Source organism: Gordonia soli NBRC 108243, from assembly GCF_000334455.1.
Classification (GTDB): domain Bacteria; phylum Actinomycetota; class Actinomycetes; order Mycobacteriales; family Mycobacteriaceae; genus Gordonia; species Gordonia soli.
In genome coordinates, this window is sequence record NZ_BANX01000007.1 from 18,365 (window position 1) to 39,936 (window position 21,572).

General features: G+C 67.4%; 20 protein-coding genes and 1 pseudogene. 7 read left to right on the plus strand and 14 right to left on the minus strand.

The window, feature by feature from the left end; translation table 11 throughout:
• The first annotated feature begins 29 nt into the window (after nucleotides 1-29).
• The 5 genes from GS4_RS05335 (at nucleotide 30) to GS4_RS05355 (ending at nucleotide 4,223) form a co-directional block, all read left to right on the plus strand.
• Nucleotides 30-740 (plus strand): maleate cis-trans isomerase family protein, encoded by a 711-nt coding sequence (locus GS4_RS05335; protein WP_007618257.1) that lies wholly within the window; start codon nucleotides 30-32, stop codon nucleotides 738-740.
• A 169-nt stretch (nucleotides 741-909) separates the two neighbouring features.
• Nucleotides 910-1,437, plus strand: a complete 528-nt coding sequence (locus tag GS4_RS05340) for a type II toxin -antitoxin system TacA 1-like antitoxin (protein ID WP_007618259.1) — start codon at nucleotides 910-912, stop codon at nucleotides 1,435-1,437.
• 82 nt (nucleotides 1,438-1,519) lie between these two features.
• On the plus strand, nucleotides 1,520-2,380 hold the full coding sequence (locus GS4_RS05345; RefSeq protein ID WP_007618261.1) for a DUF4097 family beta strand repeat-containing protein: 861 nt from the start codon (nucleotides 1,520-1,522) through the stop codon (nucleotides 2,378-2,380).
• Nucleotides 2,381-2,397: 17 nt separating this feature from the next.
• Nucleotides 2,398-3,390, plus strand: coding sequence for an ATP-binding cassette domain-containing protein (locus GS4_RS05350; RefSeq protein WP_007618263.1), 993 nt, complete (start codon nucleotides 2,398-2,400; stop codon nucleotides 3,388-3,390).
• On the plus strand, nucleotides 3,387-4,223 hold the full coding sequence (locus tag GS4_RS05355) for an ABC transporter permease (protein WP_007618273.1): 837 nt from the start codon (nucleotides 3,387-3,389) through the stop codon (nucleotides 4,221-4,223). The genes GS4_RS05350 and GS4_RS05355 overlap by 4 nt, the downstream gene beginning before the upstream one ends.
• A gap of 316 nt (nucleotides 4,224-4,539) precedes the next feature.
• Here GS4_RS05355 and GS4_RS05360 read toward each other — a convergent pair.
• The 6 genes and pseudogenes from GS4_RS05360 to kdpF all read right to left on the minus strand — a co-directional run.
• Nucleotides 4,540-5,229, minus strand: a pseudogene (locus GS4_RS05360) (response regulator); the annotation flags it as partial.
• Nucleotides 5,226-7,760 carry a DUF4118 domain-containing protein gene (locus GS4_RS05365; RefSeq protein WP_007618277.1) on the minus strand — a complete coding sequence of 845 codons (2,535 nt, stop codon included), beginning with the start codon at nucleotides 7,758-7,760 and terminating at the stop codon, nucleotides 5,226-5,228. The gene GS4_RS05365 and the pseudogene GS4_RS05360, both read right to left, overlap by 4 nt.
• Nucleotides 7,761-7,824: 64 nt before the next feature.
• Nucleotides 7,825-8,460, minus strand: a complete 636-nt coding sequence (locus GS4_RS05370) for a potassium-transporting ATPase subunit C (RefSeq protein ID WP_007618279.1) — start codon at nucleotides 8,458-8,460, stop codon at nucleotides 7,825-7,827.
• Nucleotides 8,461-8,468: 8 nt separating this feature from the next.
• Nucleotides 8,469-10,592, minus strand: coding sequence for a potassium-transporting ATPase subunit KdpB (kdpB, locus tag GS4_RS05375; RefSeq protein WP_007618281.1), 2,124 nt, complete (start codon nucleotides 10,590-10,592; stop codon nucleotides 8,469-8,471).
• Complete coding sequence (kdpA, locus tag GS4_RS05380) at nucleotides 10,589-12,379, minus strand: potassium-transporting ATPase subunit KdpA (protein WP_007618283.1); 1,791 nt, start codon at nucleotides 12,377-12,379, stop codon at nucleotides 10,589-10,591. The genes kdpB and kdpA overlap by 4 nt, the downstream gene beginning before the upstream one ends.
• A 2-nt stretch (nucleotides 12,380-12,381) precedes the next feature.
• Nucleotides 12,382-12,480, minus strand: a complete 99-nt coding sequence (kdpF, locus tag GS4_RS05385; protein WP_040509643.1) for a K(+)-transporting ATPase subunit F — start codon at nucleotides 12,478-12,480, stop codon at nucleotides 12,382-12,384.
• A gap of 304 nt (nucleotides 12,481-12,784) precedes the next feature.
• Between kdpF and GS4_RS24735 the strand changes: the two genes are divergently transcribed.
• Nucleotides 12,785-13,291 carry a DUF6611 family protein gene (locus GS4_RS24735; protein ID WP_007618285.1) on the plus strand — a complete coding sequence of 169 codons (507 nt, stop codon included), beginning with the start codon at nucleotides 12,785-12,787 and terminating at the stop codon, nucleotides 13,289-13,291.
• Here GS4_RS24735 and GS4_RS05395 read toward each other — a convergent pair.
• The 5 genes from GS4_RS05395 to GS4_RS05415 all read right to left on the minus strand — a co-directional run bounded on the left by GS4_RS05395 (nucleotide 13,273) and on the right by GS4_RS05415 (nucleotide 16,401).
• Nucleotides 13,273-13,674, minus strand: coding sequence for a PPOX class F420-dependent oxidoreductase (locus tag GS4_RS05395; protein ID WP_007618287.1), 402 nt, complete (start codon nucleotides 13,672-13,674; stop codon nucleotides 13,273-13,275). The genes GS4_RS24735 and GS4_RS05395 overlap by 19 nt on opposite strands.
• Before the next feature lie 5 nt (nucleotides 13,675-13,679).
• Complete coding sequence (locus tag GS4_RS05400; RefSeq protein WP_007618290.1) at nucleotides 13,680-14,447, minus strand: maleate cis-trans isomerase family protein; 768 nt, start codon at nucleotides 14,445-14,447, stop codon at nucleotides 13,680-13,682.
• Between the two features lie 86 nt (nucleotides 14,448-14,533).
• Complete coding sequence (locus GS4_RS05405; RefSeq protein WP_007618292.1) at nucleotides 14,534-15,130, minus strand: DNA-3-methyladenine glycosylase I; 597 nt, start codon at nucleotides 15,128-15,130, stop codon at nucleotides 14,534-14,536.
• A 49-nt stretch (nucleotides 15,131-15,179) separates the two neighbouring features.
• A complete protein-coding gene (locus GS4_RS05410) occupies nucleotides 15,180-15,608 on the minus strand; it encodes a nuclear transport factor 2 family protein (protein ID WP_007618294.1) in 429 nt (142 codons plus the stop codon).
• Between the two features lie 76 nt (nucleotides 15,609-15,684).
• Nucleotides 15,685-16,401: an SDR family oxidoreductase gene (locus GS4_RS05415; RefSeq protein WP_007618296.1), complete on the minus strand. Its 717-nt coding sequence runs from the start codon at nucleotides 16,399-16,401 to the stop codon at nucleotides 15,685-15,687.
• 91 nt (nucleotides 16,402-16,492) lie between these two features.
• Here GS4_RS05415 and GS4_RS05420 point away from each other — a divergent pair, with 91 nt between their 5' ends.
• Nucleotides 16,493-16,852: a winged helix-turn-helix transcriptional regulator gene (locus GS4_RS05420; protein WP_007618298.1), complete on the plus strand. Its 360-nt coding sequence runs from the start codon at nucleotides 16,493-16,495 to the stop codon at nucleotides 16,850-16,852.
• Nucleotides 16,853-16,888: 36 nt separating this feature from the next.
• Here the strand turns inward: GS4_RS05420 and clpB are convergent, their stop codons facing one another.
• The 3 genes from clpB to GS4_RS26475 all read right to left on the minus strand — a co-directional run bounded on the left by clpB (nucleotide 16,889) and on the right by GS4_RS26475 (nucleotide 21,528).
• Complete coding sequence (gene clpB, locus GS4_RS05425; protein WP_007618300.1) at nucleotides 16,889-19,441, minus strand: ATP-dependent chaperone ClpB; 2,553 nt, start codon at nucleotides 19,439-19,441, stop codon at nucleotides 16,889-16,891.
• Between the two features lie 647 nt (nucleotides 19,442-20,088).
• The gene (locus GS4_RS26470; RefSeq protein ID WP_007618301.1) at nucleotides 20,089-20,571 is read right to left on the minus strand and encodes an HNH endonuclease signature motif containing protein; all 483 of its coding nucleotides are present in this window, start codon (nucleotides 20,569-20,571) and stop codon (nucleotides 20,089-20,091) included.
• A 6-nt stretch (nucleotides 20,572-20,577) separates the two neighbouring features.
• Nucleotides 20,578-21,528, minus strand: coding sequence for a DUF222 domain-containing protein (locus GS4_RS26475; protein WP_007618303.1), 951 nt, complete (start codon nucleotides 21,526-21,528; stop codon nucleotides 20,578-20,580).
• Nucleotides 21,529-21,572 lie beyond the last annotated feature (44 nt).

Sequence of the window (21,572 nt, forward strand, 5' to 3'; positions counted from 1 at the left end):
TGACAACAGAAACCGCAGCAACGATCGCGATGCTCTACCCGGGCCACGCGGCCGAGGACGACTACCCGCTACTGGAGAAGGCGATCGGGGCGGTCCGACTGCCCGTGGTCATCACCGAGATCGAGTCTGACGATCACACCGTCGCCGCGATGCGCGCCGTCGGCACCGGCGATCGCCTCGTCGAAGGGGCTCGCCGCGCGGCCGCCCACCGACCCGACGTCGTGATGTGGGCGTGCACCTCCGGCAGCTTCCTGTACGGCTGGGAAGGCGCCCACGCGCAGGTCGCCGACCTCGCCACCCACACCGGCGTCCCGACCTCGTCGACCTCGCTCGCCTTCGCCGCCGCGTGTCGCCATCTCGGGATCGACTCCGTCGCGATCGCCGCGACCTACCCCGAGCCGGTCGCCGCCGGTTTCATCGAGTTCCTCGCCGGAGCCGGGGTGTCGACGGCAGCCTCGCGCGCACACGACATCATGACCGCCTCCGACGCCGGCACCCTGGACGACGCCGGCCTGGTGGAGATGGTGCGCAGCAGTGATACACCTTCCTCGCAGGCCATCCTCGTCCCCGACACCGCACTGCACACGGTCGCGGCCCTCACCGGCCTCGAGCGAGCCGTCGGCAAACCGGTCCTGACCGCCAACCAGGTCACCGCGTGGCACGGACTCCGGCTGGCCGGGGTCGACCCCGCCGTCGGCGGAGTTGGTTCGCTGTTCATGGCGACACCGGCACACCGCTAGACCCACCACAGAACCAGACGATGCCGTGATGGCACCATCCGGCGCCCCATGTGGCACCACCGCGCCAAACGCGCTTGAACTGCGGCGATAGCGAAAGAATGGCTGTCATGTGCCAACGATCATCCAGAATGGTGTTGCCATGGCACCACTTGTGTGCCACAGTGGTGCCATGGACGTCAGCAGATACGTGAACAACCTCGGCACCGAGATCGCTGCCCTCGCCGACGTCGGCGGCGCGGAGTCGCGAGAGCTCGTCGAACGCCTCACCGGTCCGATCGAGTCGGCCATCCGGGTGACCGTGCTCGATGTGCTGTCCGCAGCCGCCGACGAGATCACCCGCGACCTGGCGCCCGGTTCGGTCGAGGTGCGGCTCCGCGGTCGCGAGCCGCAGTTCGTCGTCTCCCTGCCGGCTGCGCACGCCGCGCCGGAAACCGACGAACCCCGGCCGGCCGACCCCACCCCCGACTCGGCTGACCTGTTGACGGGCGAGGACGGGCCGGCCGCGCGGATCAACCTGCGACTGCCCGAACAGCTCAAAGCGGCGATCGAGGATGCCGCAGCAGCAGAGGGACGATCGGTCAACGCCTGGCTCGTGCGAGCCGGGGCCGCCGCGCTACAGCGACCGACCGCCGAAGACACCAGCTCTACGCGCCGCGAGCACCGCTCGTCCACTCGATTGACCGGTTGGGTGCGCTAACCCACCCCCTCGCCACCCGATCACCAGTCCGCGACGGCACGTCGTGGGCCGATGAAACCTACCCACGATCAGGAGTCAGATCATGCCCGAATTCCCCACTCCACAACCCATCTCGCTCAGCGTCGACCTCGGCGTCGGACACATCACCATCACCGCGAGTGACCGCACCGACACCGTCGTCGACGTGGCTCCCACCGATCCCACCGACGATTCGGACGTGAAGGCCGCGGCGCAGGTGCGAACGGATCTCACCAGCGGTCGGCTGACCATCAGCGGTCCTCGCACCGGCGTCTTCGACTTCTCCCGCAAGTCCCGGTCGGTCGACATCTCGGTCGAGATCCCCAGTGGCTCATCGGTGTCCACTCGCACGCAGATGGGCGATGTCCGGGCCACCGGCCGCCTCGGCGACAGTTCACTCTCGACATCGATGGGATCGATCACCCTCGGTCGCACCGGCGCCCTGACCGTCAAGACGCCCGCTGGGGACGTGTCGGTGGACGAGGTCGACGGCAGTGCGACCCTCTCGACCGGCACCGGCCGGCTCCACATCGGCACCGTGTCGGCCGATGCCGAACTGAAGAACTCCAACGGCGACACCACCATCGGCGCAGCCGACGGCGACGTGCGTATCCGATCTGCCAACGGACACATCCGGATCGGCGCGGCCGGCGGGGCAGTCGATGCGAAGACCGCGATGGGTGACGTGCGGGTCGGGTCGATCACCCGAGGATCATCGGTACTCGAGACGTCGCTGGGTGATCTCGAGATCGGCATCGCATCGGGCACCGCTGCATGGCTCGACGTGACAACGGCTTTCGGCCACGTCCGCAACGACCTGGTCGACGCGATCGGGCCCGAGGACGCCGACGAGACGGCAGAGATCCGCGGCCGCACGTCGACCGGCTCCATCACCATCCATCGCGCAACGACCGACCGCGCCTGATCCGAGAGGGATCGACCATGACCACCACGATCTCCACACCCGCCATCGAAGTGCGGGGCCTGGCGAAGAGATTCGGCGACAACGTCGTCCTCGACGGTCTCGACCTACGCGTCGAGTCCGGGGAGGTGTTCGCACTACTCGGACCCAACGGCTCCGGCAAGACCACGACGGTCAACATCCTGTCCACCCTGATGTCGCCGGACGACGGAGCGGTGCGGATCTGCGGCCACGACCTGGTCGACGATCGGCGGGCGATCCGTTCGGCGATCGGTGTCACGGGGCAGTTCGCCGCCCTCGACGACCTGCTCACCGGTCGCGAGAATCTGTTCTTGATCGCCGCGCTGCACCACCTCGGCAGATCCGAACAGCGCAGTCGCACAGCCGAACTGCTCGACCGGTTCGATCTCACCGAAGCGGCCGACCGGCCGGTCTCGACCTACTCCGGAGGCATGCGCCGGCGTCTCGACCTCGCGATGACGCTGGTGGTCACACCGAGACTGATCTTTCTCGACGAACCGACCACGGGACTGGACCCTCGTAGTCGCCGAACTTTGTGGGACATGATCGCAGCACTCGCCGCCGAGGACGTCACCGTCTTCCTCACCACTCAGTACCTCGAGGAGGCAGACCGGCTCGCCGACCGCATCGCCGTCCTCGACCATGGCCACCTGGTGGCCGAGGGCACTGCGGCGCAGCTGAAGTCGTCGGTCCGCGGAAGCACCGTCCGACTGACCTATGCCGACTCCGCCGACCTGGTCACCGCGACGCGGCTGTTCGACGACGCGACCGTCGACGTGGATGCGCTGACACAGACAGTGCCGGTGCCGGACGTGATGGACGGCCTCCGCCGCATCCTCGACCGGCTCGACCGTGCCGACATCACCCCCGCAGATCTGTCCATCCAGGCCCCGACCCTCGACGACGTCTTCTTCGCCCTGACCGACTCCACCACGCCGACGACCAACACGCCGACGACCAGCACGACAACGACCATGAAAGAGCAGCCATGACAACAACATCCACCGCGCCGGAGGCCCCGACCGGTCGCCCGCTGGTCCATTCGGCCGCGGACTCGGTCACCATGGTCCGCCGAAGCCTCCGCCGAATGCTCCGCTACCCCTCGATGACCGTGCTACTCGTCGGCATGCCGGTCGTGTTCCTGCTGCTCTTCGTCTTCGTCTTCGGCGGTCAGCTCGGCTCGGACATGGTCACCGCCACCGGGGGCACCGGACGTTCCGCCTATCTCGCCTACGTCGTCCCGGGCATCCTGCTGGTGACCATCGCAGCCGCCGTCCAGGGCACCGCCATCACGGTCGCCATGGACATGACGTCCGGCATCATCGCGCGGTTCCGCACGATGGACATCGGGCGTACGGCGGTGTTGTCCGGGCATGTGATCGGCAGCCTCGTCCAGACGATGCTCAGTCTCGCCGTCGTGTTCGGCGTCGCGGTGGCCCTCGGCTTCCGGCCACACGCCTCCGCAGTCGAGTGGATCGCCACGATCGGTCTGCTCGCACTGTTCGCCTACGCCCTGATCTGGTTGGCGGTGCTGCTCGGGCTGCGTGCCAAGAGCGTCGAGACCGCCAGCAACACACCGATGTTCCTCACACTGCTGCCGTTCATGGGCAGTTCGTTCGTGCCGGCCGATTCGATGCCGATGGGTCTGCGACAGTTCGCCGAGTACCAACCGTTCACGCCGGTCACGGAGACACTTCGCGGACTGCTCACCGGCTCCGCGATCGGAACCGGTACCGCGGTGGCGGCCCTGGCCTGGTCGGTCGGCATAGCCGCGGTGTGCCTCGTCGCAGCGCAGCACTCCTACTCGACGAGGACGAACCACTGATCGAGCAGCAGGATCAGCCGGGTTCGGCGTTGGCGGTGGACTCGATCCAGTCCACCGCCGCGTCGGCGAGTTCGGATGACCCGTCGGGCTGGTCACCCGCCCACCAGGCGGGATCCGTCGCACCGTCGGTGACGGTGAGGATCTCGGTGCGCACGGCGGCATCCAGTGGCTCACCGTTGTGCTCGATCAGCCAAGCCCGCGCCTCCGCGCTCAATCTCGGCCACCACGTGTCGATCTGCATACCACTCGCCTTCCCTGCCGCTTCTCGCAACTCTTCTTCCCGCACGGGCTTCCGATTACCGTCCGATCCGGTTCCCCGCACGAACCGATACCCCATCCCGGCTTCGGTCAGCAGGTGCACCGGCGCCGCCGGGTCGTCCTCGAGTTTGCGGCGGAGCCCGGCGAGATACACGCGCAGGTAGTTCGTCTGGTTCACGTACGTCGGCCCCCAGACGGCGGTGAGGATCTCGCGCTGCCCGACGAGCTTTCCCTCGTTGCGCACCAACAGTTCCAGCACGCCCCACTCCGTCGGGGTGAGGTGCACCGGTACGCCGCCGCGGGTCACCTGTTTGGCCGCCAGGTCGACCGTGAAGGCGTCCGCGTCGACCACCGGGACCGCGGCGGTCGGCTCGCCCACCGCGCCACGGCGCACCGCAGCCCTCAGGCGGGCCAGGAACTCCTCCATCCCGAATGGCTTGGTGACGTAGTCGTCGGCGCCGGCGTCGAGCGCGGCCACCTTGTCCGAGGCGTCCGTCCGCGCGGACAAGACGATGACCGGGACCGTCGTCCACCCCCGGAGCCCCTCCAGGACGGTGAAGCCGTCGATGTCGGGCAGACCGAGGTCCAGGACCACCACATGCGGGTCGGTCCGGGCAGCCGCGGCCAGCGCGGCGGCGCCGGTGGACACGGTGGTGACGTCGAAACCCCTGGCGTTCAGGTTGATCCGCAGCGCTCGGATCAGTTGGGGTTCGTCGTCGACGACGAGCACCCTGGTCGGTTCGCTCATCGGATCGCACCCCCACCGACCGACTCGTCGGACGCCGAGGTCGGCAGCGTGATCACCATCGTGGTGCCGCCGCCGGGCGTCTCGGTCGCCACCAGGGTGCCGCCGACCGCGGAGACGAAGCCGCGGGCCACCGACAATCCGAGTCCCACGCCGGTCGAGGCGCCGTTCTGATCGCCCGACTGGTGGAAGGCGGTGAAGACCCGCTCACGTTCGGCCGGTGGGATGCCCGGGCCGTGGTCGACCACACGGATCACACACCGTGGCGGGTCGTCGGCGGTCAGTCGCGCATCCACGGCCACCTCGGCGATTCCGCTGTGCCGCACCGCGTTGTCGATCAGATTCGCCAATGCCCGCTCCAACAGTCCCGAGTCGGTGTATGCCCAGCCCTGTTCCAGGGTCACCGATACGGTCGGCGCCACCGGTTCCTGCCGACTGACGACCGCGGTCGCCCGATGTACGACCTCGGCGAGATATGTGCGCCGCAGATCCGGTCGGACGGCACCGGCGGCGAGCCGCGACGAATCGAGAAGGTTGCCGACGAGCGCGGCCAGGTGGTCGACGGATTCCTCGACGGTCGCCTGCAGTTCGGCCGTGTCCTCGGCGCTGAAGGTCACGTCGGTGCTGCGCAGGCTGGAGACCGCGGCCTTGGCTGCAGCCAACGGCGTCCGCAGATCGTGGCTCACCGCCGCCAGCAGCGCGCGCCGCAACTCGTCGGCCTGGGCGATGGCACGGGACTCGGCTGCCTCGGCCTCGAGACCCTTGCGCTCGACCACGCCGGCCGCCTGAGTGGCCACCGCCCCCAGCACCCGTCTGTCACGTCCGTCGGGTGCCGGCCCCCAGAGTCGTAACTCGTAGTCGTCGCCAGGTACCGGACACACGGTGTCCGGGGCATCTGCGAGATCGACGCCACCGGCACTCGCGACGAGTCGCTCGCCTCCGCGATCGCGGCGCACGAGGGCGACGGCGATCTGGTCGTAGGTCTCGCGCACCCGGTCGAGCAGTACCGACACATCCGCACCGCCCAGGACCGCCGTCGAGAACGTCGCGAGCAGTTCCGCCTCACGTGTCGCACGCTGGGCCTGTACCCGTCGGACGGTCGCCGAATCGACCAGTACCGCAACGGCGATGGCGATCACCAGCATCACGATGATGGTGATGAGGTTGTCGGGTTGACTGATCGTGAGGGTGAGACGCGGATCGGTGAAGAACCAGTTGAGCAGCAGCCCGGAGACGATCGCCGACAGCGCAGCCGGTCCGATGCCTCCCAACATCGACACCGCCAGCACCGCGACGAAGTAGAGGGCCGACTCGCTGGCGAAACCGAGCCAGGTGTCCAACCACCAGAGCAGACCGGTCACCGCGAGTGGCACCACCACGGCGAAGACCCAGCTGAGAGGGCGATGGAAACGGGTGTCCCGGATGTCGAGGCGATTGCGCTGCCGGGTCTCCTCGTGGGTCACCATGTGCACGTCGATCCGTCCGCTCTCGCGGACCACGGTGGCGCCGACACCCTCGTCGAGGATTCGCTGCCACCGACTCCGGCGAGAGGTACCGATGACCAGCTGCGTGGCGTTCACCCCGCGGGCGAACTCCAGCAACACCGCGGGGACGTCGTCGCCGACGACGGTGTGTATCCGGGCGTTGAATCCGGCCGCGAGTTCTGTCAGAGCGGTGAGATCGACGGAGCCCCTGTCCGCCAACCCGTCACCACGAACGACGTGTACGACAACCAGTTCCGCGCTCGAACGTGATGCTATCCGCCGTGCCCGCCGGAGAAGCGTCGCCGACTCCGGACCTCCGGTCAGCGCCACCACGACCCGTTCTCGTGCTTCCCATGTCTCGGTGATGCCGTGCGCATCGCGGTAGTCGGAAAGGTTGTCATCCACTTGGTCGGCAAGCCAGAGCAACGCGAGTTCACGCAGCGCGGTGAGATTCCCCTGGCGAAAATAGTTCGCGAGGGCACCTTCGATCCGGCCGTCCGGGTACACCTTTCCCGCCGCAAGTCGTTGTCGCAGGGCCTGTGGGGCGATGTCCACCAGTTCGATCTGATCGGCGGCACGAACGACCTCGTCGGGCACGGTCTCCCGCTGCACGACACCGGTGATCTGTTGGACGACGTCGTTCAGACTCTCCAGATGCTGGATGTTGATCGTCGACAGCACGTCGATCCCGGCATCACGGAGAACCTCGATGTCTTCCCATCGCTTGCCGTTTCGGGACCCTGGTGCGTTCGTGTGGGCGAGTTCGTCCACCAGGGCCACCTGCGGCCGCCGCGCGAGTACGGCGTCCAGGTCCATCTCGTCCAGCACCGCACCGCGATAGGCCACCTCGGTTCGAGCGATCACCTCGAGACCTTCGACCAGGGCGGCCGTCGCCACTCGTTCGTGGGACTCCACGACTGCGACCACGACGTCGACGCCTTCGTCGATGAGCCCGCGCGCGTGCGCGAGCATCTCGAAGGTCTTGCCCACCCCGGGCGCACACCCGAGGAAGACCTCGAGGCGCCCACGGCTGTCCGCGTGTGGCGACATAATCACCGAGTCTATCGGCGCCGATGTGCCGGAGGTGTCCCGGCGCGCAACGACCCGCCCCTGGTCAGCGGCCGCCACAATCGGCAGCCGTGTGTCCGAGAGCGAGGTTCACTTCCAGCACATTGACCCGGGGCTCACCGAGAAAGCCCCACTCGCGCCCCTGGGTGTGCTCGTCGATCAACGATGCGACCTGCGCCTGTGTGCGACTGTTCTCTCTGGCCAGTCGAGGAATCTGCAGGCGCGCATAGTCGACGCTGATGTGCGGGTCGAGCCCCGATCCCGATCCGGTGACCGCGTCTGCCGGGACCGCGGTCGGCGCAACACCTTCACGCGCCGCGATCAGCGCCCGCTTCGCGAGGACCCGATCGCGGAGGGCCTCACTGTTGGGGCCCTGGTTGCTCGCCGCGGACGCGGCGGGATCACCGGGCGCGAACGGCTCTCCCTCGGCCCCGACGGTCCTCGCGTGCAGATACGGGTCGGGCCGGCCGTTCGGCACCTGCGGGTCGATGCCGATCGACGACGACCCGACGTCGCATCCGCGTGCATCGCGCACCTGCGATCCCTCGGCGGAGTCGCTGGTCACCCGCGAGACCACCCACACCGCTGCGGGATAAGCGATCCCGAGAACCACCGTCGCGGCCGCCACCACGGCGATCGCCACCGCACACTGCCGGCCGAGGCCGGCCAGGATTGTCTTCATGGTTCGAGCTACCCCATTCCCGGGAGAAAACGGACGACCAGATCGATCAGCCAGATGCCGACGAAAGGTGTGATGACGCCGCCGATGCCGTAGACGGCGAGGTTGCGACCCAAGAGCCGCTGCGCCGACCCCGGCCGGTATCCCACCCCTCGCAGGGACAATGGGATCAACGCGACGATGACGAGCGCATTGAAGATCACCGCGGACACGATCGCCGACTGCGCCGAGTGCAGCCCCATGATGTTGAGCGCGTCGAGCTGCGGGTAGATCACCGAGAACAGTGCGGGCAGTATGGCGAAGTACTTGGCCAGATCGTTGGCCAACGAGAACGTGGTCAGCGCACCGCGGGTGATCAGCAACTGTTTTCCGATCGCCACGACGTCGATCAGCTTGGTCGGGTCGGAGTCCAGATCGACCATGTTGCCGGCTTCTTTCGCCGCCGACGTGCCGGTGTTCATCGCCAGTCCGACGTCGGCCTGCGCAAGCGCCGGAGCGTCGTTGGTCCCGTCGCCGGTCATCGCGACAAGACGGCCCCCCTGCTGCTCCTGGCGGATGAGCGCGAGTTTGTCCTCGGGAGTCGCTTCGGCGATGTAGTCGTCCACACCGGCCTGGACCGCGATGGCGGCGGCTGTCCGCGGGTTGTCACCGGTGACCATGACGGTCCGGATACCCATCGCGCGCAACTGTGCGAACCGTTCCGACATACCCGGTTTCACCACATCCGAGAGTTCGATGACGCCCATCGGCAACACCGACGCATCCCCCTCCCGGACGGCCACCACGAGTGGGGTGCCGCCGGCCGAGGCGATGGCGTCGACCTCGTCGGTGATCTCCGCGGGAGCGGCGCCGCCGGTCTCCCGGACCCACCGCAGCACGGCGTCGGCCGCACCCTTCCGAATCGCCCGGACCCCGGTCCCGTCCGCGGCAGCGGGGAGATCCATCCCGCTCATCCGGGTCTGCGCGGTGAACGGTACGACCTCGTGTCGGCCGGCCTGGTCATCGAACACGCTCACGTCGACACCGAACTCGCTGCTGCACAAGTCGACGATGCTGCGCCCCTCGGGGGTGTCGTCGGCCAGGCTGGATTGACATGCAAGAGATGCGAACTCGTCCATGCCGATCCCCGGGGCCGGGATGATCCGTGTCGCGCGACGATTGCCGAACGTGATGGTCCCGGTCTTGTCCATCAGCAACGTGTCGATGTCGCCGGCCGCTTCGACGGCGCGCCCCGACATCGCCAGCACATTGCGCTGTACGAGACGGTCCATACCGGCGATACCGATGGACGACAGCAACGCCCCGATGGTGGTGGGGATGAGACAGACCAACAGCGCGATGAGCTTCACCGGATCCGGTTCCTGGCCGGCGTAGATCTGCATCGGTCCGACGGCGACGACAGCCAGCAGGAAGATGATCGTCAGGCTGGCCAGCAGGATGTCCAGTGCGATCTCGTTGGGTGTCTTCTTGCGCGCGGCGCCTTCCACGAGCGCGATCATCCGGTCCACGAACGATTCACCGGGCGCGGTCGAGATCTGGACCACGATCCGGTCCGACAGCACGGTGGTCCCACCCGTTACCGCACATCGGTCACCGCCGGATTCTCGGACCACAGGCGCCGACTCGCCGGTGATCGCCGACTCGTCGACCGTGGCGATCCCCTCGACCACGTCGCCGTCACCAGCGATCACCTCACCGGCCTCGACCACGATCCGATCACCGATCCGCAACTCGCCGCCGGGAACGATCTCCGTCCCGCCCGAGCCATCGATGCGTCGGGCAGTGGTGTCCTGCTTGACCTTTCGGAGGCTCGCGGCCTGAGCGCGGCCACGCCCCTCGGCGACGGCCTCGGCCAGCGCAGCGAACAGCACCGTGAACCACAGCCAGGCGACGACCGCCCAGGCGAACCACGACGGCTGCCACAGCGTGAGAATCGTCGTGATGATCGCGCCGAGGTAGACGACGAACATCACCGGGTTACGAGCCTGGTCACGGGGCGCGAGCTTGCGGACCGCCTCGGGAAGGGAGGTCAGCAGCGAGCGGGCATCGAATGCGCCTGCCGACACCAGTTGCGTTGGTGCAGGATCGTCGGTTGCGGTCGGGACCGGCTGCTCGGTGATGGTCGGAGTGGTCATAGGAGCGCCTCTGCGATCGGTCCCAACGCCATGGTCGGGAAGAAGGTCAGCCCTGCGACCAGCAGGATGGTGCCCACCAGCAGAGAGCCGAAGAGAATGCCGTGCGTCGGGAGGGCCGAGCTCACCGTCGCCACCCGGTTGGCGGCGGATGTTCGCACGGCAGTGGCCGTTCCGCCGGCACGAGCATCCGGGACCGGGGCCGCGGAGCCGGATGCCGCCGAAACCGTCGTGCCCGACTCCCGCCCGTGCTGCCTGGCAAGCAACCCTGCCAGAGCGAGAACGAAGACGATCGGAAGGAAACGACCGAGCAGCATTGCCAGACCGAGAGAGGTCTGGAACCAGTCACTGGTGACCGTGAGGCCGCCGAATGCGCTGCCGTTGTTGTTGGCCGCAGACGCGTACGCGTACACGACCTCGGAGAATCCGTGGATGGAACCGGCGGTGCCGGGATCACCACTGTTGCCCTGGAAACCGGTCGTCGAGCCGAGGATCGCCGATACGGCGACGCCCACCAGCACCAGCGCAGGCATCACGAGAACATAGAGGGCGGCCATGGTGATCTCCGACTGACCGATCTTCTTCCCCAGGAACTCGGGGGTCCGCCCGACCAGGAGTCCGCCGACGAAGGTCGCGATGATGGCCAAGACGAGGATCCCGTACAGGCCTGCCCCGACGCCGCCGGGCGCGACCTCGCCGAGCAGCATGTTCCAGATCAGCGCGCCGCCACCCGCGGCGGAGAAACTGTCGTGCGCAGAGTTCACCGCGCCCGTGGACGTGCCGGTGGTCGACACCGCCCACAGCGCCGACGCGGGGATGCCGAATCGTTGTTCCTTGCCCTCCATCATCGCTCCTGCCGCACGCGAAGCCATTCCGTCCGTGCGGGATTCGAAGGTCCACACGACGGCGAGCATCGCGGTCCAGATCGTCACCATCACGCCGAGGAGGGTGTATCCCTGGCGACGGTCGCCGACCATCGTCCCGTAGGTGCGGGTGAGGGCGAACGGGATCAGCAACAGCGCGATGATCTCGATGACGTTGGTCAGCGGCGTCGGGTTGGAGAACGGATGCGCCGAATTCACCGACAGCGTTCCGCCGCCGTTGGTGCCCAGTTCCTTGATGGCCTCCTGGGATGCGAAGGGGCCGACCATGCTGCGGCCGGGATCACCGGACAGGGTCGTGAAGTCGAAACCGGTCCGGAACGACTGCACGGCGCCGAGGAGAACCAAGATGATGGCGATGATCAGACTCAGCGGCAACAGGATTCGAACAGTGCCGCGTGTGAGGTCGACCCAGAAGTTCCCGATCTGCCCGGTCGCACGCGAGATGATGCCGCGGATCAGCGCGACGGCGACGGCCATACCGACTGCCGCCGAGACGAAGTTCTGCACAGTCAGCCCCGCCATCTGGGTGAGGTTGCTCATCACCACCTCGGGCGAGTACGACTGCCAGTTCGTGTTCGTGACGAACGACACCGCTGTGTTGAATGCCATCGCCGGCGTCACCCCCGGCTTGCCGTCGGCCCACGGGAGCACTCCCTGCAGCCGCTGCAACGCGAAGAGCGCCAGCACACTGATCAACGAGAAGGCGAGGACCGCAACGGCGTATCCCACCCAGGTCTGCTGTCGGCGCGGATCGACCCGGACCAGCCGGTAGAACATGCGCTCCACCACGAGATCCCGATCGGACCGGTAGACGCGGGCCATGTGGTCACCGAGCGGTACATAGAACGCCGCGAGGACCATGATCACCACCGCGGCCTGCAACAGGCCGGCAGTCACAGAACTCACGTTTAGAACCTTTCCGGGAACAGCAACGCGACGAAGAGGTAGACGACCACGAGCACGGCGACAGCCAGGAGGACCACGGCGATCGCGCCATCAGCGGTCATCGGTCGGCCCTCTTCTCTCCCGTTCGTAGATCCACCGCACGTAGGACGAACACACACACGGCGAAGCCCGCGAGAATCGCGAGCAGATAGAGCACGTCGGCCACCGGAACTCCCTGCCTCGATGCACCGCCCCTTCGGCGGCGCAGCAGCCATCATGAGCGCGCCGAACTGCTCTCACCAGGGTCGTTAACGAAATCCATACGGAATCGGCCGAGTTCTTGACGGGGCCTTGTCGGTCCGGTCGCCGAGGTGTTCCGCCTCACAGGATTTCCGTCCCGACAGCTCGACCGCGTAGGCAGGAGGCATGCACGATCTCCATCCGAGGCCCGCCGATGCGGTCACCCGAGTCCTCGACGGCTCGAATCGCTGGGGTTCACTCCGCGTCGGGTATGCCCGACGCTGGGTGCAGCATCGCCTGACCGTCTATCCACCGGGGACCAGTGGACCGGAGCGTCGGGCCCTGCGCGTGTGGCATTCCGCACCGGCCTGGACGATCATCGGTTGGCTCGTCATCGTGGCCATGTGCGGTGCGGCGGGTCTGTCGACCGTCGTCGGAGCGGGTGTGGCGACCGCATCGATCGCGGCCGCCCTGCTTGCGGCGGAGTCTGCGTCGCGGACCACCCGCGGCGCGGTCCGTACGGCGCGCGTGTGGTCGGGGGACTTCGGCACACCCGATCAGCAGATGGATCGCGACGAGCTCGTGCAGCTGGCGACCCGGCTGGCCCGTGCGGACGACGACCTCGACGCCGGCCGGATCACCCCGGTCGAACACGAGAACGTGTGGGGAGCGGTCTACTCCGAGCTGGGCTGACCCGGGGCGATCGAGATCCCGATCGACTTGTCGGCACCGCGAAAGGTGACGCTGCTCTTGACGATGAGCCAGCCGACGATGCCGTACTTCTTGGTGATCAGCGAGCGCACGTGGTCGCTGCCGGCCCGATCGAGAAGTCGCGCGGTCCCGTGGGCCTGCGCCCCGTAGGTCTTGTTGCCGCGGTTGTCGCACGCCTGCACGATCACGTGGGGGTTCCGTCGGATTCGCTTGACCTTCCACGAGTCACCACTCGTCCACACGGTCAGCTGATCACCGTCGCGGGCCGCCCAGATCGGTGTCCCGACTGCCGTGCCGTCCTTCTTGAAGGTCGTCAGCAGTACGTACTTGGCCTCGGTGGCCTCCCCGAACGGCGCATCGCTCATGGCAGTCAGGCTACGCGAGAGAACAGCGACTGACCGGTCGCGTGCGGGAACGCCTCGGCGACGTAGCCGGCATCCGTCAGCGTCGCCCACGCCGTGACCTGGTTGGCCGACAACACGGGTTTGCCGAGCTCGGCCTCCATCATCCCCAAGATCTCGTACGTCCACAGGTTGGTGCAGGAGACGTAGATCGCGTCCGCATCCGGATGGTCCGCTGCCCGGATCAGATCGCACGTGACCTGGTACGGGATCGTCCAGATCTCATGATCGCGGCCGAGTCCCGAGTGCGCGACGACGCTGCGGCCCGACTCGACCAGGAAATCGCACAGCAGTCCTGTGAGCGCCGAGGTGTACGGGGTCGCCACCGCGATACGAGCGATGCCCATCCGGTCCAGAGCCCGCACCAACGCCTCGGAGGTCGTCACCGCGGACGCCGCACCGGCGGCGAGCATGCAGTTCGACAACTCCACCGCTCCAGCCATCCCGTAGACGAAACTGCCTGAGGCACACGCATACCCGACCGATCGCGGACCGACCGCAGTGATGCTGCGCACCGCGGCTGTGATGTCGGCATGGTTGTTGAGGTCCCGGCACAGCTCGACGTCCACGGGCGCATCGATGTAGCCGGTACGGGTGAAGTACAGCGACACCGAGTCGGGCATCCAGCGCCAGAGTTCGCGGTCCAAGGCCATGTCGAACGGGCAGACGATGCCGATGCCCACCTGCTGCTGGGGTACGCCGACGGGCTCGACGCCGCGGAGTTCGACCGGTCTCATGAGGTGATGATGACATATTGTCAGATTGTCGACAATGCGTCTGACCAGCGCGGACTCAGGTTTTCCGCAGTTGTTACACGGCCGCCTCAGGGGCGCGCGAAGTCTACGCGCGCTGCATCGACGTCGGCGCGGATCGCGCAGCCACGCTCATGATCGTTGATCAGGCCCATGGCCTGGAGGAATGCGAAGACCGTGGTCGGCCCGACGAATCGCCAGCCGCGCTTCTTGAGGTCTGTGGAGATGGCCACCGATTCCGCCGAGGTCGTGATCGACTGCGGTTCGGGGAGGGTCGCGGCATCGGGTTCGTGCGACCAGAAGTACGTCGCGAGTGACCCCTTCTCGTCGATGAGGTCGATGGCCCGGCGTGCGTTGTTGATGGAAGCCTCGATCTTGCCGCGATGCCGGATGATGCCCGCGTCACCGAGCAGTCGGTCGACATCCCGCTCGGAGAACTTCGCGACCTCCTCGATCTCGAAGTTCGCGAAGCCGGCGCGGAAGTTCTCCCGCTTGTTGAGGATGGTCCGCCACGAGAGCCCCGACTGGAAGCCCTCGAGGCAGACCTTCTCGAACAGTCGGCGGTCGTCGGCGACCGGGAAACCCCATTCGGTGTCGTGGTACTCGAGGAACTCGGGCGCTCCGCCTGCCCACGTGCATCGATCGACCCCGTCGGGGAACTCAGCCATGCGGTCACGGTACCGATCGGCACCGACAATCCCTGTTCGGGAGGCGGCGTCAGCTCGGCAGCTGGTCGGTGATCGGCGTGTTCTGCACCGCCGACACCCACCAGCGCTCGTCCCGCCGCACGAGAACGTACATCGCGACCTCCGAGAAGCCGCCGGGCTCGACGGCGACGCGGGAGATCTGCGCGACGACGACATCCGGTGACGGTGTGATCACCTGGTCGACCACGAAGGTCGAGGGCGGGGCGACCGATGCCGCCATGAGGCGATGGTGGATGGCGTTCAGCTCGCCGTACCCCTGCAGCACACGCCCCTTCGGTGTCCCCCACAGGATGTCGTCGGCGAAGATGCTGTCGTACATGTCGGCGTCGGAGGAGCTCACACCCCGTTGGAGGCGGTCGACGAGTTCGTCGACCGCCTCCGCGACATCGAGTCCGAGATGGAGCGCCGGCCGGGAGCTGATCGTGTTCTTCTCTGCCATGGCCCCGAGGCTAGGAGTTCACGTGCAGTTGAAGTCAACGGCTTCGTCCGACCTCCGAGGCGCCCGAACCGCTTGTTCAATGGTGTCGTGCTCCGCCTTCGACGTGGATCGTCTCGCCGGAGACGTAGCCGGCTCCCCACAGCCATGCGACCGCATCCACCACGTCGGCGGCGGTGCCGACCCGGCCGGCGAGCGCGTTCTGCGACGCATTCACGAAGAGCGCATCCCGATCCGCTTCCGGCATCCCGTCCCATGTCCCCGAGTCGATGATGCCCGGCGACACGGCGTTCACCCGGATCGGAGCAAGCTCGGCCGCCAGATGCGTCACGGCAGATGCGACGGCCCCGTTCGTGATGCCCATGATCGAGAGGCCTGGGGACGGATTCCAGGCCGCCACGCCGGAGAAGAGCGTGAACGAACCCGATTCCGGCAGCACCGTCGCGAGATGCTTCGCCAACAGGAGCGGCCCGATGACCTTGGCTTCGAACGCCGTCACGACCCGGTCGTGCTCGAGGTCGGTGACCGCGACATTGTGATGCGCGGCAGCGGTGGAGACCACGTGGTCGACGCGACCGATGTCGGAGATCGCCGACGCGATCGACGATTCGTCGGTGATGTCCAGTGCGACTCCCTGCGCATCGCGCAGTCCGGCCGCCGCCTGACGTGCATCGTCGACCTCCCGCGCACCGATGACCACATGGGCGCCGAGCTCGTCGGCTCGGGTGGCGATGGCGAGTCCGAGGTTCTTGGCCCCACCGATCACCAGAACCGTTGCGCCGTCGAGAGTTGTCATGTCGTGTCCTCCGTTTCATCGGTGTCGTCTCGTTGACGGTATGGTTTTGATACCGGTATCTTCAACGAAACCGTCGACGAACAGGACAGACGTGACCAAGGCCTACGACGTGATGGCGGCGACGTGCCCGAGTCGCCGGGTCCTCCACCGGATCGGCGCGCGCTGGACCATCTTCGTGGTGACCGCGCTCGTCGACGGCCCGATGCGGTTCAGCGCGTTGAAGTCCCACATCCAGGGCATCACCCCGAAGGTGTTGACCGAGACGCTGCGCGCGCTGGAGTACGACGGGTTGGTCGACCGCACCGATCTGGGCGGGCAGCCTCCGCGAGTCGAGTACGCGCTGACCGACCTGGGTCGGTCGTTGCTCGTGCCGCTGGCCGCGGTGCGGGAATGGGCCGAGACACATGTTCCCGACGTCGAGGCATCGAACGCGTGGCACGACGACCACTGACGCAGACGCAGAGGTCTGCGTCTGCGTCAGAGCCGGTCAGCCCAGGACGAGCGATTCCCCGTCGGCGCTGACGTTCACCGGGACGACGTCGCCGTCGCGGATGTCACCGGCCAGCAATTGCTTCGCCAGCTGGTCGCCGATGGCCTGCTGCACCAGGCGGCGCAGCGGCCGCGCGCCGTACAGCGGGTCGAATCCCCGGGTGCCGAGCCATTCCTTGGCCTTGGGCGAGACCTCCAGCGACAGGCGCCGTTGCGCCAACCGCTTCTGCAGCTGACCCAGCTGGATGTCCACGATGGACACCAGTTCCTCCGGGCTCAGCGCGTCGAAGACGATGACGTCGTCGAGGCGGTTGATGAACTCCGGCTTGAAGGCCGTGCGCACCGCCGCCATCACCGTGTCCTTGTCACCGCCGGCGCCCAGGTTGGACGTCAGGATGAGGATGGTGTTGCGGAAGTCGACCGTTCGGCCCTGCCCATCGGTGAGTCGACCCTCGTCGAGCACCTGCAGGAGCACGTCGAAGACGTCCGGGTGGGCCTTCTCGACCTCGTCGAACAGGACCACCGTGTACGGGCGTCGACGCACCGCCTCGGTGAGCTGTCCGCCCGACTCGTAGCCGACATATCCCGGCGGAGCACCGACCAGGCGTGCGACGGAGTGCTTCTCGCCGTACTCGCTCATGTCGATGCGCACCATGGCACGCTCGTCGTCGAACATGAACTCCGCCAGCGCCTTCGCCAGCTCCGTCTTACCGACACCGGTCGGGCCGAGGAACAGGAACGAACCCAGCGGACGGTTCGGATCGGCGACGCCCGCACGTGCGCGACGCACCGCGTCCGAGACCGCGACGACCGCGTCCTTCTGGCCGATGACCCGGTGTCCGAGTTCGTCTTCCATCCGCAGCAGCTTGGCGGTCTCACCCTCGAGCATGCGGCCCGCGGGCACGCCGGTCCACGCCGACACGACCTGCGCCACGTCGTCGGGCCCGACCTCCTCCTGGAGCATCACGTCCTGCGTCGGGTCGGTACCGGTCTTCTCCAGCGCGGCCTCGAGGTCCTTCTCGAGGCCGGGGATCCGTCCGTACCGAAGCTCGGCCGCACGACCGAGGTCACCGTCACGTTCGGCCCGATCAGCCTCGCCGCGAAGCTGTTCCAGCTCCTCCTTGAGGTCGCGGACCGCGTCGATGGCGGTCTTCTCGCTCTGCCAGCGCGCCGACAGCTCGTTGAGCTTCTCCTTGTGGTCGGCCAGTTCCTGACGCAACTTCTCCAGGCGATCCTTCGATGCGGCGTCGGTCTCCTTCTGCAGGGCGACCTCCTCCACCTCGAGGCGTCGGACCACACGCTCGACCTCGTCGATCTCGACGGGCCGCGAGTCGATCTCCATCCGGAGACGTGAGGCAGCCTCGTCCACGAGGTCGATCGCCTTGTCGGGCAGGAAACGCGACGTGATGTAGCGGTCCGAGAGAGTCGCCGCGGCGACCAGCGCGGAGTCGGTGATACGCACACCGTGGTGCACCTCGTAGCGGTCCTTGAGTCCGCGGAGGATGCCGATGGCGTCCTCGACGGAGGGCTCGCCGACGTACACCTGCTGGAACCGCCGCTCGAGAGCGGCATCCTTCTCGATGTACTTGCGGTACTCCTCCAGCGTGGTGGCACCGACCAGCCGCAGCTCCCCGCGGGCCAGCATCGGCTTGATCATGTTGCCCGCGTCCATCGCCGACTCACCGGTGGCACCGGCGCCGACGATGGTGTGCAGCTCGTCGATGAAGGTGATGACCTGTCCGGCCGATCCCTTGATCTCGTCGAGTACCGCCTTGAGGCGCTCCTCGAACTCGCCGCGATACTTGGCACCGGCGACCATCGACCCGAGGTCGAGCGAGATCACCGTCTTGCCGCGCAACGACTCCGGCACGTCGCCGGCGATGATGCGCTGTGCCAGCCCCTCGACGATCGCCGTCTTGCCGACGCCGGGCTCGCCGATGAGGACCGGGTTGTTCTTGGTCCGTCGCGAGAGCACCTGTACCACGCGGCGGATCTCGGTGTCGCGACCGATGACCGGGTCGAGCTTGCCCTCCCGGGCGGCCGCGGTCAGGTCGGTGGAGTACTTCTCCAGCGCCTGGTAGGTCCCTTCGGGGTCCTCGGTGGTGACGCGGGCGTTGCCACGCACGGCGACGAACGCCTCGCGCAGCGCCTGCGGCGTCGCACCGACTCCCGCCAGCAGCTTGGCGACGTCGGAGTCGCCGGTGGCAAGGCCCACGAGCACGTGTTCGGTCGACACGTACTCGTCGTCGAGCTCACCGGCCAGCTGTTGGGCAGCGGTGATCGCCGCGATCGACTCGCGGGAGAGTTGGGGCGTCGAGCTGGCGCCGGAGACCGTCGGCATCCGGTCCACCAGGGCCTGAGCCTGCGTGCGAACACTCGACGGATCGACTCCCACCGCCTTGAGCAGCGGTGATGCGATGCCGTCGGACTGATCGAGCAGAGCAACCAGGATGTGGGCCGGACGCACGTCGGGATTGCCGGCACTCGCCGCCGCCTGCACGGCAGCACTCAGCGCGGCCTGTGTCTTGGTGGTGGGTGTGAAGCTGTCCACTCGTGTGTACCTTTCTCTGAAGTCTGACGTTCTATGAGTCCGTCGGGCTCAATTATGGCCCGTCGAGCTCTTCAACGCGAGCATAGTTGAGTCTATTCCGCTCAAGTCTTGCCAATGTCGCGGACCCGGAATTGGGTCGCGGTCGCATGCGTCGTACAGGTCAGACGGTAGGCCGATAGGCGAGGGGTAGGAGTGCGCGCAACGAAACGGCTCTACAAGCGCGACTGTCGGCGGACAGCGGCCTGCCCGCTGAGATCGTCCGCATGAACGCCGACGCAGCGACCTCGTTCGCGTCTCTCGGGCGGTCGTACTCCGAACAAGAGGACGCCAATCACCACAACATGCGGGTGGGGCTGTGGGCCGGGATACTCGGCGGGGTGTTCGCCCTCGGCTTCGCCATCATGGGCCTCGACGCCCTCCGCGATCGCTGGGACCGACTCCTCGGCCGGAACACCCCGCCGCGAGAACCCGAGCGCGGTCGGAGGCCCGCCCCGAAGCAACGCGCATCCGCCAAGCGCCCGCGGCGCGATCGCACCATGACGCGCGAAGAACTTCCGGCATGGCTGCGGTCGGCTCGGAACTCCAGGCGGTTCGGGAGCGTCAACGCCGCTGAGATGGGGACGTTTTCGGCGTTCCGCGGAACGTTCTCAGGCGGCCTGTCTAGTGCTCTGACGCTTCGTTTTCCAGGCCCAGATCGCGGTGAGGACTTCGGTGGTGTAGGCGAGGTCGAGGTGTCCGCCGGCGGTGGGAACGGTGGCGGTGGTGGAGATGGTGGGGTCGGGTGTCCAGCTGGTGGGTGCGGTCACCGGTGGTGCGGGGGCGATGAGGGTGCCGTCGGGGCGGTGGAAGCTGAACTGTTGCAGTGCGAGTGCGGTGATGGAGAACTCGCCGCGATGCAGCGCCCGATGGTGGGTGCTGCACAGCAGGATCAGGTTGTCGGGGTCGGTGCGGCCACCGGCCGACCACGCCCGCACGTGGTGGATGTGTAGGTAGCGGGTGCGTCCGCAGCCGGGATGGCGACATCCCCGATCACGCTGGGTGATGATCCTGACCAGGGCAGCATGGGGTACCCGACGTTTACGCCCCCACGCCAGGATCGCACCGTCGCGGCGTGATCGGATGTCGCGCACCGCAGCTCAACAGCGTGCTTCCTCGACGTCGGTGTCGGCCAGCGCCGGACCGTCATCGAGATGCGCGGCGATGACTGGAGCAGCACCAGCGGCAGCATCGTCGTGGGTGTGGATGAGGATTTCCGCACCGGGAGCGGTCTCGGGGATGTCGACGAGGTCGTGGATGGTGTCGGCCATCGCGATGACCGCCGGGGCGATGTCGGTCGGCACGTGCCGCCACAGGTCACGCCGTCGTGGCGGGACGGGCTCGTCCTGTGGTGGGGCGTTCGGCGGAACCTCGGGGTCGCCGTCGACGCGGGTGCGTTCGTATTCTGCGCGCACCGCGCCGGCCAGGAACCGGGCACCGTCGAGAGGGTTGAGTCGCAGCGTCACCGACAACGTGCCGTCGTCGTCCCACCGCCACCGACCCGACGACTCGCCCACCCCGGTCTCGACCACCCCGTTCTCGCGTTCCGCGGAACGCCGATCGACCTGTCGCATCGACCGCACCAGCCGTTCCACCTGTGCTGCTGTCGCGTTGACGGCGAGGTTGAGCAGTTCGGCGTCCCGCTCGGGCGTCGCGACCCGGGTCAATGCCCGCACCTTCGAGTACGTGAGTCGTCCAGCGGCGAACGCTGCTGCGATCATCGGGAGTTCGGCGAGTGCGTGTGCGACCCGAACGTGGTCGTGGGCGGTGCGTAGGGAGAGCCCGACCCGCCACGACAACCACTGCGCACACGAGACGATGCCCTCCCCACTCCAGGCGCGACGCCGATCGAACTCGGCCAGCAACTCCAGATACCGCGCCGTCAACGCCGCCATCTGACCCGCGTACCCGACCACCCGCGTACGCAACTCACCATCCGACAACTCCGCCACCACCGCGCCATCGAACAACGTGGCATCAGATGACGGTGACACCGCAACGGAGACAGCAGCAACAGGCGCGAGCCCAGGCGGTGAAACGACAGCGGACATGACGACCTCCACGGGACTCAGGATCAACCCGAACGCTACCGCCG